This is a genomic window from Paenarthrobacter sp. NPDC091711, from assembly GCF_044756605.1.
Lineage (GTDB): Bacteria > Actinomycetota > Actinomycetes > Actinomycetales > Micrococcaceae > Arthrobacter.
Genome location: NZ_JBIVTF010000014.1, coordinates 22,379 through 34,991, shown reverse-complemented (window position 1 = coordinate 34,991; position 12,613 = coordinate 22,379). Strand labels below are relative to the sequence as shown.

The window sequence follows — 12,613 nt, the reverse complement described above, 5'->3', positions numbered from 1 at the left end:
GCCGCTTCCGGCTGAACCGTTTCTGGCCGAACCACCATATTGCTAGACAAGCTAGAAGAAAGGCTACCATGTAGGAAGTTAGGTGTAACATACCCATTATGTCCAGATTCGAAGAGATACCCGAAGAAGCCGGCACCCCGGTTTCCGCCGGCATCTACCATCTGGACGCCAACGATCCCCATCAGGAACTGGTGGATCGCTCCGGCCTTTCCGGGGCGGACATCGAGCAAATAAGCGAACTCATGGCAGCGCTGGGAAGGCTGCGCGAGGCAGAGGAACGCCTCTCGGACGCCTCACTGAGATATATGAAGCTCAACCAATCGGACATGCGCGCCCTGCACTATCTGATTATCTGCGCCAACCACGGCGTCATTGCCACCCCCGGCGCCATAGCGTCCCGGCTCCACATCTCGACGGCGTCAACCACCAAGCTGCTCGACCGGCTGGAACGCGCGGGACACGTCACGCGACATGCCCACCCGTCCGACCGCCGCGCTCTTGCAATCGCCATCACTCCCGAAACGCACGAAGCCGCCATGGAGACCGTTGGCCGGCAGCAGGCCAAACGGTTCCTGGCGGCAGCACGCCTCTCTCCCGCTGAACGGGAAACGGTCAAGCGCTTTTTGGACGACATGGCGCAGGAGATCGAAGTTTCCGGTGAGGCGTGGGCTGCTAAGTCCTCGTAGTGGGCAGAAGAATCCGCGACGGGTGCGCGGCGTCCCGGTAGATCTTGTGGGTCACCGGCCGGCCTACCGGCAGATGGAAAGCGTCCGGGGGCAGCAGCGCATTGTGCTCGTCGGCCAAGGGTTCGCTGTTGGATAGCTCCACTGTCAGGTGATGGCCCGGTTTGAAGGTATTGGCGAATGGGTAAAGGCGAAGAACGTACTCTTCGATCTGTCCTGGTTCCACCGGCGATGTCCGGGTATGCGGGTGATACGGGTTGCCCTCGGTGGTCCGTTCGTCCAGCTCGCGGTGTGATGCCTTGAGGTATCCGCTGGTGATGAGTTGGCGTTTGCCGTTGGGGGCGTAGTCCCACAGCCGGAGGATGAAGTTGGTGTCCGGCTGGTCGATTTCGGCGAAGATATGCGCGGCGCCGGCCCCGATCATCTCCGTATCTTGTTCAAACGGCGGCGTGCTCCAGCTGAGGATTTCCACCTTGTCCGTCACGGTGAGGGGAGCTTGGTAGAAGCCGTCCGGAGCGGCGTACTCAGACCCCATGAGCTCGGGTTCACCGGAAAGCTTGCCGCGCGGGCGCAGGTAGAGCGAGGTGTACTCGACATCCTTCGGTGGCCATTGATCAGCTGTGACCACCTCGCGTGAACCCTCCACGAAGACACTGACAGCCGGCTCGTCCATGATGCCGTTATCGATGCCCTTGATCCAGTAGTCATACCACACGAACATCTTTTCGTGTTCTTCGATGAACGGCCGGGACTGCATGGGCGGATAGGGTCCGATATCGAGTTTTCGGGGGCCTTTCAGCGAGTCGAACAATTCGATGGTGCCATCCATTGTCCAGCCCCGGCCCTGGTCGATCTGCAGCCACACCGGAATGTCGATATTTGGCGCGAGGGTGATGGGATTCCGTTCCTCGTACCATTCGCCATCGAGCTCATTCATGACGATGTCGAACCAGGCCTCATGGTTCTTGGGGTAGTTCAGCACATGGACCAGATTGGGCCAGGCGGCCACGTCCGGGTCCTGCAGGCGCTGCTGGACGAGGTCTTTCAGTTCGTCGGGGGAGTACTTCTCCATCATGCGCGACTTCACATTGTCCGTGAACGCCCAGCCCGAGTCCCCACCGCGGCCTTCCCGGGCGGCGCGCGGCATGAACCACATGATGCCGCCGTGGTAAGTGGTCTCGTAGAAGTCGTAGTGGCCACCGGAAACGAAGATCGCCTTCAGGCTCGGTGGGCGTTCGGCCGCAGCAAGGACCTGCATGGAGCCGAAGTAGGAGATGCCCACCATGCCCACGTTGCCATCGCACCAAGGCTGCGCGGCTACCCATTCGATGAAGTCGTAGGCATCCTGGCCCAGGGAGACCCCGCCGGCGTTGTAATTGCCGATGTGCTCACCGCCGGAATGGCCGGAACCGCGGAGGTCGCCGATCACATGGACGTAATCCTCCTGCACGATCCGGGCGATGTCTCCGGCCTCAATGCAGCCGTCCCACATCGGGCTCGGCCGCCGCTGTGGTGGCGTAGTGAGAGCGAGTGCCTGCAGCTCCTTGCCGTAAGGACTTAATGCCACCAACGCGGGTCGCGGCTTGTCCTCGGCACCCTGGTAGGCGTCCGCCGCGAGTTCGATGCCGTCCCGCATGGGGACGCGCAGGTCCTTCCGGACCGCGATTTTTTCGCCGCCGGCGTCTAATAGCTGGATGTCATCCATGGTTGGCCTTCTCCTCAAAGTGGTTCAAAAAGTGTGTGCGGTAGCCGTGGAGCGTTGTGAAGAATGGCGAGGGCTCCAGGGTGGGATCGCCCGTGTAGCCAAGGTCCTCTGCCACTGCGGCGAAAGGCGAGTAGGCCGACGTCGTGCCTTCCAGCCCTGCCTCAAGGCAGCGGCAGGCGGCGTCGCTGACGCGGCTTTCGACGTCGATGCTTTCCTGGAGTGCGCGGCGCGCCTGTGTTTCATCAAGCTCGACGCCGAGCGGCTCACCATCAGCGCCCCGGTAAGGATGACCCAGATACAGGTGCTGTGGACGGATTTCGTCGCGAAGGTACTCCAGGCTGGTGCGGTACGCCGCCGGATCCACAAATCCCGGGAATCCGTTGGCCGCGCCATGAACCTGCACGGCATCGCCCACGAAGACGTCGTTCTGGCCGTCGATGACATAGGCCACCGAGCCCGGCGTGTGTCCCGGGATCGAGTGAACGGAAACCTTCACGTCACCGCCCAGCGAAATGGTTTCCCCGCCCAGGACGAGCACGTCAGGCTCCATTTCCCCGGAGATGACGGCGTCCGCCGCGGCAGTAACCTTGGACGCGCCGTCGGGGTCCGTTAAGTACTGCCCGCGGCCAGCCAGGTATTCGTCCGCATGGGCGCTGCGGGAGCGGAGCATCGATGCGTCAGCTTGATGGATGACCACCTTGGCCCGCCGTCCCGTGAGCTCCCATAGGGCATGGGCTCCGCCGATGTGGTCGATGTGCCCGTGGGTCAGCAAAATCCAGCGGACATCCTCTATGCGTCGGCCGATCGCTTCCAGTGCGGGGATCATGCCCTCCGCGGGTGAGGACGCGATTCCGGTGTCCACAATGGCGGGCTCCGGAGCGTCGATGTAGAAGCTGTACAGGCCAAAACGGCCCCACGGAGAGACGATCGGATGAACGCGGACTGGCTGCGTCATTTCCCGGGACTCCGGTTCAGGAATTCCGAGGTCTCCGCGAACACGCGGTGGAACTCCGGGATCCAGGAGAAGTTCTGGACGAAGCCGTGGTTGGCGCCGCTGTACCGGCTGACTGTGGTGTCCACGCCCGCCTCGTCCAATCGCCGTCCGTACAGTTCGCCTTCATCCCGCAGGGGATCGAACTCGGCGGTGACGATCAGCGCAGGTGGCAGCCCGGTGAGGTCCGCCCGCTTGATAGGGGAGACGAGCGGGTCGCCCGGCTCCGCACCGCCGTCGATATAGAAATCATTGAAGGGCTTCAGACCGGCCGTCTCCAAGCCGTAGCCCTCAGCGTTCTCGCGCAGGGATGGATATCGGTTGGCATCGAAATCCAGGTCCAGCGACGGGTAATACAGAATCTGCTGGGAGATGTGGTGGAAGCCGTCATCGTGCGCTTTCGCGGCGACCGCTGCCACGAAGTTTCCGCCCGAACTGTCTCCGGCAATCGCAAGATTCCGGCCGTCCCAGCCGAGGCTCCCTCCGGTGGATGCAGCCCAGCGGACCACAGCGTAGCAGTCCTCCAGCCCCGCGGGGAAGGCTGCTTCGGGAGCCAGTCGATAACCGACCGAGATGACTTTATGCCCGGTTTCCGACGCCAGTGCCCTGGCAACGTGATCGTGGGTGTCCAGGCTGCCCAGGAAGAAGGCGCCGCCGTGGAAATACACAATAATGCTGTGTTCCGCCGCGTCGGTGGGCGTATAAATGCGAACCGGAACCTCACCGGAGGAGGTCGCCGCTGTGGCATCGACGACGGCGTGAAGCGGCAGCCGCTCACCGGCCGGCAGGAGCCGGGCTGCTTCGTCAGCGCGCAGTGCGGCGGGGTCCAACGGTGAACCGTCGGGAGCAGGGAGAGTGGCGAGGATTTTGGCGATCTGTGGATGGATTGGCATGCCGGGCCCGTCCTTAGGCGTTGGCCGGGAAGGCGGAGTCCACCGCATCGGCGTGCCAACCCTGACGGGATACGCGCTGCAGTTCATCAGTCACCGGCTTTCGGGTGGCCTGGTAGATGGACAGGGCATCCTGCACGGAGTCGCCCTGGATCATCGCGTCAGCGAAACCGCCGGCGTCCAGGATGGCCGAATTGGCGCCTTGGCCCTGGTGGTGCAGCATCGCGTGGGCGGCATCGCCCAGCAACGCCACGGAGCCGGTGTGCCAGGAATCGATGGGATCGATGTCGAATACTGAGCGGCTGGTCACCGTGCTCAGGTCCAGTTCCCGGGCAACCTGGACGATCCGCTCGTCGAAACCTTCCAGTAGCTTCACCAGGTAGTCATTGGTGATCTCCGGTGCCCAAGAGGCGTCGTCGGAAGCGGCCGTGATGTCGTACGAGAGCTCGCCGCGGTGCCGCAAGGGCAGGTTGTAGGCGATGGTGCCGTTGCTGCCCATGTAGAAGCGTGGATTGTCGTCCGTCACCAAGCCGTGGGCGTTCTCGATCGAAATGACCGCACGGTAGGCATGCTCGCCGGAGAATACAGGTTCCTTCTGCGAGAAGAGCTGATGGCGAACTGTGGAACGAATGCCATCGGCGCCGATCACAAGGTCAGCTGTGACAACCTCGCCATTCTGGAAGGTGAGAGTAGCGTGGTTGCCGTGGTCCTGGATGGTGTCCAGCTTGTAGCCCAGATGCACCATGCCCTCGGGGAGGGCGCCGAGCAGGGCGTCGATGAAGTCTCCGCGGTGGATCATTCGGTTGTGATTGACCTGCTGGTAGGCGCGCAGGAACGGCCATTCCTCCTTCGCGAGGATGTGGCTACCGTCAGCCGTGAGGATTTCGAGATGGTCGCTGGGCGAGCTCACGGCGGCGATACGGTCAAAGATGCCCCACCTGCGGAACAGTTCCACCGACGGCGGGCGAAGACCGATGCCCGCACCCACCTGGGCCAACGCTGGCGCTTGCTCGTAAACGTGGACGTTGTCCGCGCCGATATTCTGCAGGGCTTTGGCCACCGAGGCTCCGCCGTAGCCGCCGCCGATGATGGCGATCTTGAGGTTCTTGATCTCTGAAGTCTTCATGGGATTCTGTGCTTTCTGGGTCAGGCGCTGAGGGTGAGGAAGGTGGCCGGGTTGTTCACGAAGATCGTCCTGATGGCGTCTTCTTCCAAGCCGGCTTTGCGGAGGTCCGGGATGAGATCCTCGAAGATGTAGTTCACGGTGTGGCCCTTCACGCCGGCCCACCCGAGCGGGCTGCAGTTGGCGTCGGCACCTGCGAGCGCCTTGTCCAGATGGCCTGCATTGAGGAAGCGGAGGAAGTGGTCCAGGCGTTCCTGCCTGGGGCGGGCCCAGAAGGGAGGGTCTTCCAGCTCGGTCTCGTAACCGAAGGTGTCGAACCCCACCCGGCCTCCTTGCTCCGCGATCCAGGTGTCCCGCGTGTTTTCGGCGTTCACACCGTCGTCGACGTGTCCGAAGAGGACGCGGTCCAGCGGCAGTCCTTCCTCCTGGAAAATGGCAATGGCATTCTCGGCATCTATGGCCAGATGCGTCAGAACAGGGGCTCCGGTCTGTATGGCTGCGCGTGCGGCCGCCCGGTAGATCCTCTTGTCCAGGTCCGTCATGCGACCACCGCGGCTGACGCCCACCTTGATGACGCCGGCGCGGCTGCCCGTGGTGCCGATGCCCACACTGATCTCGTGAATGAATACCTTGGCCAGGTAGTCAACCGAAGCGCGGGCAAAATGAGGCAGGGCGGTGTCTCCGCCGACGAAGCCAGTGCAGGCAACGATGTGGACTCCGGTCTTCGCGGACAGCGACTTGTAGTAGTCAACGTCGCGGCCGTTGCAGATGCCGGTGGCATCCACGAAAGTGCCGCCACCGTACTCATGGAAGGCGCGGAGCTTGGGTACCGTCTCTGCATACCGTTCCTCCGGGGTCTTCCACCAGGTGGTGTCCAGCTCGCTGCCGGGCATGCCGTATCCGATGTGCTCATGGATGGCCACGAGCCCCAGTTCTTCAGCCGGGATGGTTCCCAGCACTGTGTTTACCTTTGACACGTTTATTTCCCCTTCAGGAATGTGTGAGGAGTTCGCGGGGGTTGTCCACCAGAATCCGGTGGGCATCCTCGTCGCTGAGGCCCTGTTGTTTGAGGAAGGGCACGAACGTTGACAGGACGTGGCTGAACGGGAGGTGGTACTCCGGCAGCCCCTTGGCCACGCCGATGGCATTGCTGGAGAGGATGATCCGGTGGCTTTGGCCTGCGTTGACGAGTTCCATGACCAAGCTCGCCCGTTGGGCATCGTTCACGTAGTTGGGGTGGTCATTGAGGCCCACGTGGTCCACGCCGACGAACGCTCCCCGCTTGGCTGCTTCCAACGCGGCACCATCGGCATCCGCACGGTCCAAGTCACCCACCAGCACGCGCCCGGCACGCAACCCCTCTTCCAGGACGATGCCCAGGTCATGCAGGGCATCGGCCCCATAGCGAATGGACAGCGGCGCCCCGGTGTTCAGTGCAGCCCTCGCTGCGCCCCTGAACAAGCTTTCCTCAGTAGGCGTCATGCCGCTGCGGTCTGCCGTTGTGGTCACGAGCCCGGCGGGTCCCCGGCGCTCCACGCGAGGGACCACCATGCCCGCGGTGATTTCCTTGCTGAAGAGCTCAGCGAACCTTTCTGCGGGCCATGGCGTGGGCGGGTTGGTCTGTGGTGTCAGGAAGTAACCGCCCAGCATCTCCTCGGGGCCCATGCCGGTGGATGCCACGATGTGCACGCCGGTTGCGCGGGAGAGTGCCTCGTAAAGTTTCACGTCACGGCCGTGGAACATGCCGGTGCTGTCCACGATGGTCCGGCCGCCGTGTTCGCGGAAATCCCGGAGCTTGGCAGCCAGGACCTCGAAGATTTCCGCCCGGTCAATGGAGATATCCGGCGCGAACTGGGCTCCGGGGACCACGGAAAGCAGGGCTTCGTGGACGGCTGTGATGCCGAGTTCCTGGGATGGAACGGGGCCGAGGACCGTGTTGACGTTTCCGCCGCTGCCTTCGGTGCCGGCAGCTGGGTCGCGGCCCACGGCCGGGGTCGCGATGTCCAAGGGATAAATCATGGCTTCTCCTTTGAAGTCCGGGTGCTGGTGTGCAGTCAGCATCACACAAAGCTTTACACGGTGTCAAAGAAATAATCCGTGCGTATTTCTATTGACATTGCGTAAAGTTTGCATCCAGACTGTGAGCGAAAGCACTCCATTCCACAATCGACCCGAAACAAGGGAGTTTCATCGATGAGCCAGACCATTGCGGTGTCGAGCCGCGGCTCCGTGCCAGCCACCTTTGTGGCCGCCTATAGCGCAGTCACCCTCGCCCAAATCACCAACGCCCTACCAGGCGCGCTGAACGGAACGTTCGCCGTCGAGTTCCAAACATCCGGTGCAGGACTCACTTGGATCGCCGGCATGTTCATGATGGGAATAGTTGTCTTCGAGCTCAGCTGGGGACTCCTGGGCGACCTGTTCGGCCGGAAGAAATTGCTGTACGCCGGAGCCGGGCTCAGCGTTCTGGGTTCACTCGTCGCCGCCATGGCCACCAGTACCGGGATGATGATTGCGGCACAGGCCATCGGCGGTATCGGGGCGGGCATCCTGTTCCCCATCTCGCTGTCCATGCTGGCCGCCATCACTCCCGATCACCAGGCCAGGGCCAAAGCCATTGCCACGTGGGCAGGGTTCCTTTCCCTCGGCGCGGTCATCTCGCCATTGCTGGCCGGGCTCACGGCGCAGTTCTTCACCGTGCCCGGCGCCAGCGCGAGCCAACCCAATGCCTTCAGCGGGTGGCGCGTGGCCTACCTGGTAGCGGCAGCCATCGCCGTCATCGTCTTCCTCGTTTCCCTCCGAGCCAAGGATTCCGCGGCCGCCAAGGGACGCAAGCTGGACCTGCCCGGCCAGGCCACCTTGGCGCTGGGCCTTATTGCCGTGCTGTTCGCCACCGTCCAAGCAGTTGACGCCGGATTCGGTGCAGTAGAGGTGGTGGCCAGCTACGTTGCGGGCGGCATCCTCCTCATCGCCTTCGTCATCATCGAGATGCGCACAGAGCAACCCCTCATCCATCTCTCGCTGTTCAAGAACAGCGCCTACTCCATCACGGGCATCGTTGCAGTCACCGGCATGTTTGCGTTCCTCGCCATCTGCTACAGCACCAGCGTTGCCGTCGGTGGGCTGGCCCTGGCCGAGGCGTGGAAAGTCGGTGTGCTGTTCGTCTTTATCCAAGGCCCGGCGTTCGTCCTCATTCCTGTGGTTGGATGGCTCATCCACCACGTAGCTCCGCGGTGGGCGCTCACCGGTGGGTTTACCCTCATGGCTGTCTCCGGCTTCTGGCTGTCCACCTTCTCCCTCGGCACGCCCGAAGCCTTCGGCGGCACAGCCTGGACGGCGTTTATTCCGCCGCTCCTCATTCTCGGAATCGGCTTCGCCCTGACGGTCGGTTCCGTCACCGCCGTCGCAATTAACACCGTGCCGCCGCAACACATCGGCATGGCCTCAGCCACCACCAACCTCCTCCGCGATCTTGGTTTCGCCTTGGGGCCGGTGGTCGGTTCGGCCATTGCCTTCGGGGTGGGAGCCTCAGCCTTCGCCGCTCCTCTCTCCGGCATCCTCGGCGGTGCAGGACTCCCCGCAAACGCCGTTGCCGGTCTGGGCCATGTGCCGCCACTTGCGTATCTCTCAGGGTGGGACGGCGTGGTGGGCCAGGTATCCGGTGAAGCGGCAGCTGCAGGCGCTTCCCGCCAGGCCGTGGAGGGAATGACGCAGGCGCTCACGGCAGCCCAACAGCAGATCCAAGGCGTGGCCGGGACCGCACTCGGCGAAGGCTTCCAACTGGTCTACTTGGTGGCCGCGATCGCCGCCGCCATCTCGGCCCTCCTCACGCTTTTCATATCCTCGCGCTCGGCAGCGCCGGCACCCGCTCCAGCCGCTGCTCCAGCCTCTGCCGCAGCGCCGGCCTCTGCCGCCGCCCCGGCCGAGACAACCACCTCCGAACCCGCGATCTGAAAGGGCCAACACCATGACTGCTCCCACTGAATCAGACCTGGACATCTGGGACGATCAGCTCCTGATTGATCCCTACCCCGCTTACGCGAAACTGCGCGAACAGGGCGGCGTAGTCCACCTGCCCAAGAACAACCTCTACGTCATCACCCGCTATGACGCCATCCGCGAAGTCCTCGGCGATCCCGCCACTTTCTCGTCCACAACCCCCGGATTCAATCCCATGGTGAACGAGGCTCTCCAAGGCACCTCCCTGGCCTCCGATCCACCCACCCACACCCAGCTGAGGGCCACTTTGTCGGAGAACCTGACGCCACGTGCGCTCCGCGGGCTGAAGGTGGTAATCGACCAGAAAGCGGACAAGCTCGTGGCGGAGCTTGTTGCCACCGGCAGTTTCGAGGCCATTGACTCGCTGGCGCGCGCCTTCCCCCTGGAGATCGTGGCGGACCTCATCGGTTTCAACGGGCATGTTAAAGGCAACATGCTGCGCTGGGGGCAAGCTGCCATGCAGGTCATCGGACCCATGAACCAGCGTACTCAGGAGAACTTCCCCATTGCGGGCGAACTCTACGGATGGTGTTCCTCTGTCACCGCAGAGGACCTGACTCCCGGCTCCATCGGCCGCGGGATCTTCGACGCCGAAGCCCGTGGAGACATTCCACAAGGCGCTGCGGGACACATCATCCACCAGTATCTCGGCGCAGGCGTGGACACCACCATAGCTTCCATCGGCAACATCGTGGCACTGTTCGGACGCCATCCCGAGCAGCTCGAACTGCTCCGAGCGAAGCCCGAACTTGTCCCGGCGGCCTTTGCGGAGGTACTTCGGTTCTGGGCGCCCATCCATATCTGGGGCCGCACCACCACCCGCGAGGTCGAGATCGATGGAGTGACAATTCCTGCTGGAGCCCAATTGGGGCTCCTCCTGGGGGCCGGCAACCGTGATCCGAGGCATTACGAGAACCCCGACACCTTCGACATCGCACGCAACCCCGTGGATCACCTCTCCTTCGGCTACGGACCACACGGTTGTGCCGGCCAGGGCTTGGCGAAGCTTGAGGCCCACGCGATCATCGATGCCCTTGCCCGCCGCGTAACAATCCTGGAGCTGGGCCACGAAGTCCGGGAACCCAGCAACATCACCCGGAGCCACGAGCGGCTCCAGGTGCTGAAGGTGGTGGCCGCATGAGGATCCACCTGGACCGTCCGCGCTGCGAGGGCCACGGGCTCTGCGAGGAAGCCGCGCCCACCCTCATGCACTTGGACGATGACGGCGAACTCCTGATCGACACCACGGATGTTGACGGGGCCGATCTCGACGCCGCTCAAGCTGCCGTCCGCGTCTGCCCGGTGGCAGCGCTCAGATTGGAGGCGGCGTGACCACTGGCAAGGCAGCCCCCATGCGAAGGATCGTGGTGGTGGGAAATGGCATCGCAGGGCTCACTGCCTGCGACTCACTCCGGGCGGCAGGCTTCGACGGCGAACTCACGGTCGTGGGCGCCGAACAGCATCAGCCGTACAGCCGCCCGGCGTTGTCGAAAGCGCTGCTGCACGGCGGCGAGGACAGTGTCACAGCGCATCATCTCCCCGCGCCCGGCCACCAGGCCATCGAGCTGCTCGGTGTCGGCGTCACGGGTATGGACCGGGATGCCAAGCTGCTAAAACTCGACGACGGCGGGCAGCTTCCGTACGACGGCCTGGTCATCGCGTCCGGGGCCCGGGCGAAACGCCTGGTGGGAGATCCCGGAGGACACGGCACAGGGATCTTTACTCTCCGCACCATCGAGGACGCCATCACCCTGAAAGAGCGCATCACCGGCCGCCCTTCCGTGATCGTGGTAGGAGGCGGGCCGCTCGGGATGGAAATCGCCTCCGGCTGCCTTGACGCCGGTTGCCAGGTCACGATGGTCGCAAGCAGCACGCCGCTGGCCCGTCATCTCGGCGGGCACCTGTCCGGCATCTTCGTCGCAGCAGCCCAGCGGCGCGGGTTGAGGCTGGTCACCAGCGGCACGGCACGCCTGGTGGGAACAAACGAACACTCACCGCACGACGCCGGTGCCCGGGTTGCTCTGGCGGATGGCACCGAACTGGGGGCTGACATTGTGGTGGCCGCCATCGGTGATGAGCCCAATGTCGGCTGGCTGACCGGCTCGGGTCTCCTGGAGGGAGGGGCTTTGCGCGTGGACTCCCGGGGCCGCCTCCGGCCGGACATTGTCGCAGCGGGCGACGTCGCGTACTTCCCAACACGGCTCGGGCTACGGCGGGTCCCGCTGTGGACGAGCGCCATTGACCAAGCCAAGGTCGCCGCCGTCGGACTTCTTCGAGGTGATGCCGCGCCGGAGGGTGACCTTCAGCCCTATTTCTGGACTGAGGGCTTCGGTTTGTCGCTCAAGGCGGTGGGCTTCACGCCGGTGGAGGGTGCCCCGGACTTTTGCGACCCAGGCGGTGACCCGGAGTCGTTGCTCATGAGCTGGTACGGCAACGGCGGTCAGGGCGGGGCGGGCAATCCGGGCACCGCGGCGGCCATCAATTACCGGATACCCATCCCGAAACTCCGCGCATTGGCGAACAAAGGACCGGGAGTCCTCCGGCCGGGAGAGGCGGCCTTGCCCCGATAGGATTGGGCCATGTCCTCACTGCGCGAAGCCCAGAAGCAGCTGACCCGCGACACCATTATCGACCGTGCGCTGGAGCTCTTCACCCACAAGGGTTATGCCGCCACCACCATCGATGAGATTGCTGCCGCCGCCGGCACAACACGCGTGACCTTCTACGCGTACTATCCCTCGCGCAGTGATTTGATGAAGGACTTCATGGCGCGCGTGAACAATGTTTTGGACCGAGCCAACGGCCCTGACAGCGCGTCCACCGCTCCTGACCTGGTGGACGTGGTCCGCTCGGGCGAGCTGCCCGGAATCCTGGCCTGGTTGGAATCCCGTGCTGCGTTGTGGCCCGTCTTCCGCCCCTACCTCGACGTCCTGGACGAAGCCGCGGCGGTTGACCGTGAAGTGCGGACACTGGTGGAGGGGTGGCACGAGGAAGTCATTTCAGACCTTGTTCGTGGCATGCAACTGGCAGGCCGGTTCGCTGAGGAAACGCGGCATATCCGGGGGACGCTTGCCTTTACCCAGCTGGACTACGTAGCCACCCTTTGGACGCGCCGGAAGCTCGAACCGAACCGTGAACATGCCTTGGAAGTCCTGGCGGATGCCTGGTTCCATTTGCTGTGCGACGAGCGCTGAACCCTAGTTCCGCTGAATTCCTAATACC

General features: G+C 63.6%; 12 protein-coding genes. 6 read left to right on the top strand and 6 right to left on the bottom strand.

Annotated features, from left to right (window positions below; translation table 11 throughout):
- The first annotated feature begins 98 nt into the window (after positions 1-98).
- Positions 99-686, top strand: a complete 588-nt coding sequence (locus tag ACIQH5_RS17940; protein WP_400405972.1) for a MarR family winged helix-turn-helix transcriptional regulator — start codon at positions 99-101, stop codon at positions 684-686.
- Here ACIQH5_RS17940 and ACIQH5_RS17935 read toward each other — a convergent pair.
- The 6 genes from ACIQH5_RS17935 to ACIQH5_RS17910 are packed head-to-tail and all read right to left on the bottom strand — an operon-like array spanning position 673 to position 7,453.
- Positions 673-2,388 (bottom strand): CocE/NonD family hydrolase, encoded by a 1,716-nt coding sequence (locus ACIQH5_RS17935; protein ID WP_400405970.1) that lies wholly within the window; start codon positions 2,386-2,388, stop codon positions 673-675. The genes ACIQH5_RS17940 and ACIQH5_RS17935 overlap by 14 nt on opposite strands.
- Positions 2,381-3,343 (bottom strand): MBL fold metallo-hydrolase, encoded by a 963-nt coding sequence (locus ACIQH5_RS17930; protein WP_400405968.1) that lies wholly within the window; start codon positions 3,341-3,343, stop codon positions 2,381-2,383. The genes ACIQH5_RS17935 and ACIQH5_RS17930 overlap by 8 nt, the downstream gene beginning before the upstream one ends.
- The gene (locus ACIQH5_RS17925) at positions 3,340-4,272 is read right to left on the bottom strand and encodes an alpha/beta hydrolase (protein WP_400405966.1); all 933 of its coding nucleotides are present in this window, start codon (positions 4,270-4,272) and stop codon (positions 3,340-3,342) included. Before ACIQH5_RS17925 ends, ACIQH5_RS17930 begins: the two co-directional genes overlap by 4 nt.
- A gap of 13 nt (positions 4,273-4,285) precedes the next feature.
- The gene (locus ACIQH5_RS17920) at positions 4,286-5,395 is read right to left on the bottom strand and encodes an FAD-dependent oxidoreductase (RefSeq protein WP_400405964.1); all 1,110 of its coding nucleotides are present in this window, start codon (positions 5,393-5,395) and stop codon (positions 4,286-4,288) included.
- A gap of 20 nt (positions 5,396-5,415) precedes the next feature.
- Positions 5,416-6,369: a phosphotriesterase gene (locus ACIQH5_RS17915; RefSeq protein ID WP_400405962.1), complete on the bottom strand. Its 954-nt coding sequence runs from the start codon at positions 6,367-6,369 to the stop codon at positions 5,416-5,418.
- A gap of 13 nt (positions 6,370-6,382) precedes the next feature.
- Entirely contained in the window at positions 6,383-7,453 is a 1,071-nt protein-coding gene (locus ACIQH5_RS17910) for a phosphotriesterase (protein WP_400405960.1), read from the bottom strand.
- 132 nt (positions 7,454-7,585) lie between these two features.
- On the opposite strand from ACIQH5_RS17910, the gene ACIQH5_RS17905 reads away from it, so the two are divergent.
- The 5 genes from ACIQH5_RS17905 to ACIQH5_RS17885 are packed head-to-tail and all read left to right on the top strand — an operon-like array spanning position 7,586 to position 12,585.
- Positions 7,586-9,346 carry an MFS transporter gene (locus ACIQH5_RS17905; protein ID WP_400405958.1) on the top strand — a complete coding sequence of 587 codons (1,761 nt, stop codon included), beginning with the start codon at positions 7,586-7,588 and terminating at the stop codon, positions 9,344-9,346.
- A 13-nt stretch (positions 9,347-9,359) separates the two neighbouring features.
- On the top strand, positions 9,360-10,532 hold the full coding sequence (locus ACIQH5_RS17900) for a cytochrome P450 (RefSeq protein ID WP_400405956.1): 1,173 nt from the start codon (positions 9,360-9,362) through the stop codon (positions 10,530-10,532).
- A complete protein-coding gene (locus ACIQH5_RS17895) occupies positions 10,529-10,723 on the top strand; it encodes a ferredoxin (RefSeq protein WP_400405954.1) in 195 nt (64 codons plus the stop codon). Before ACIQH5_RS17900 ends, ACIQH5_RS17895 begins: the two co-directional genes overlap by 4 nt.
- Positions 10,720-11,961, top strand: a complete 1,242-nt coding sequence (locus ACIQH5_RS17890; RefSeq protein WP_400405952.1) for an NAD(P)/FAD-dependent oxidoreductase — start codon at positions 10,720-10,722, stop codon at positions 11,959-11,961. Before ACIQH5_RS17895 ends, ACIQH5_RS17890 begins: the two co-directional genes overlap by 4 nt.
- A 9-nt stretch (positions 11,962-11,970) precedes the next feature.
- On the top strand, positions 11,971-12,585 hold the full coding sequence (locus ACIQH5_RS17885; RefSeq protein ID WP_400405950.1) for a TetR/AcrR family transcriptional regulator: 615 nt from the start codon (positions 11,971-11,973) through the stop codon (positions 12,583-12,585).
- Positions 12,586-12,613 lie beyond the last annotated feature (28 nt).

Excerpts from the sequence above, each read along its gene's own strand:
- ACIQH5_RS17925 (WP_400405966.1), bottom strand. The coding sequence starts at position 4,272 with ATGCCAATCCATCCACAGATCGCCAAAATCCTCGCCACTCTCCCTGCT.
- ACIQH5_RS17940 (WP_400405972.1), top strand. The coding sequence starts at position 99 with ATGTCCAGATTCGAAGAGATACCCGAAGAAGCCGGCACCCCGGTTTCC.
- ACIQH5_RS17910 (WP_400405960.1), bottom strand. The coding sequence starts at position 7,453 with ATGCTGACTGCACACCAGCACCCGGACTTCAAAGGAGAAGCCATGATT.
- ACIQH5_RS17905 (WP_400405958.1), top strand. The coding sequence starts at position 7,586 with ATGAGCCAGACCATTGCGGTGTCGAGCCGCGGCTCCGTGCCAGCCACC.
- ACIQH5_RS17885 (WP_400405950.1), top strand. The coding sequence starts at position 11,971 with ATGTCCTCACTGCGCGAAGCCCAGAAGCAGCTGACCCGCGACACCATT.
- ACIQH5_RS17930 (WP_400405968.1), bottom strand. The coding sequence starts at position 3,343 with ATGACGCAGCCAGTCCGCGTTCATCCGATCGTCTCTCCGTGGGGCCGT.
- ACIQH5_RS17895 (WP_400405954.1), top strand. The coding sequence starts at position 10,529 with ATGAGGATCCACCTGGACCGTCCGCGCTGCGAGGGCCACGGGCTCTGC.
- ACIQH5_RS17935 (WP_400405970.1), bottom strand. The coding sequence starts at position 2,388 with ATGGATGACATCCAGCTATTAGACGCCGGCGGCGAAAAAATCGCGGTC.
- ACIQH5_RS17900 (WP_400405956.1), top strand. The coding sequence starts at position 9,360 with ATGACTGCTCCCACTGAATCAGACCTGGACATCTGGGACGATCAGCTC.
- ACIQH5_RS17920 (WP_400405964.1), bottom strand. The coding sequence starts at position 5,395 with ATGAAGACTTCAGAGATCAAGAACCTCAAGATCGCCATCATCGGCGGC.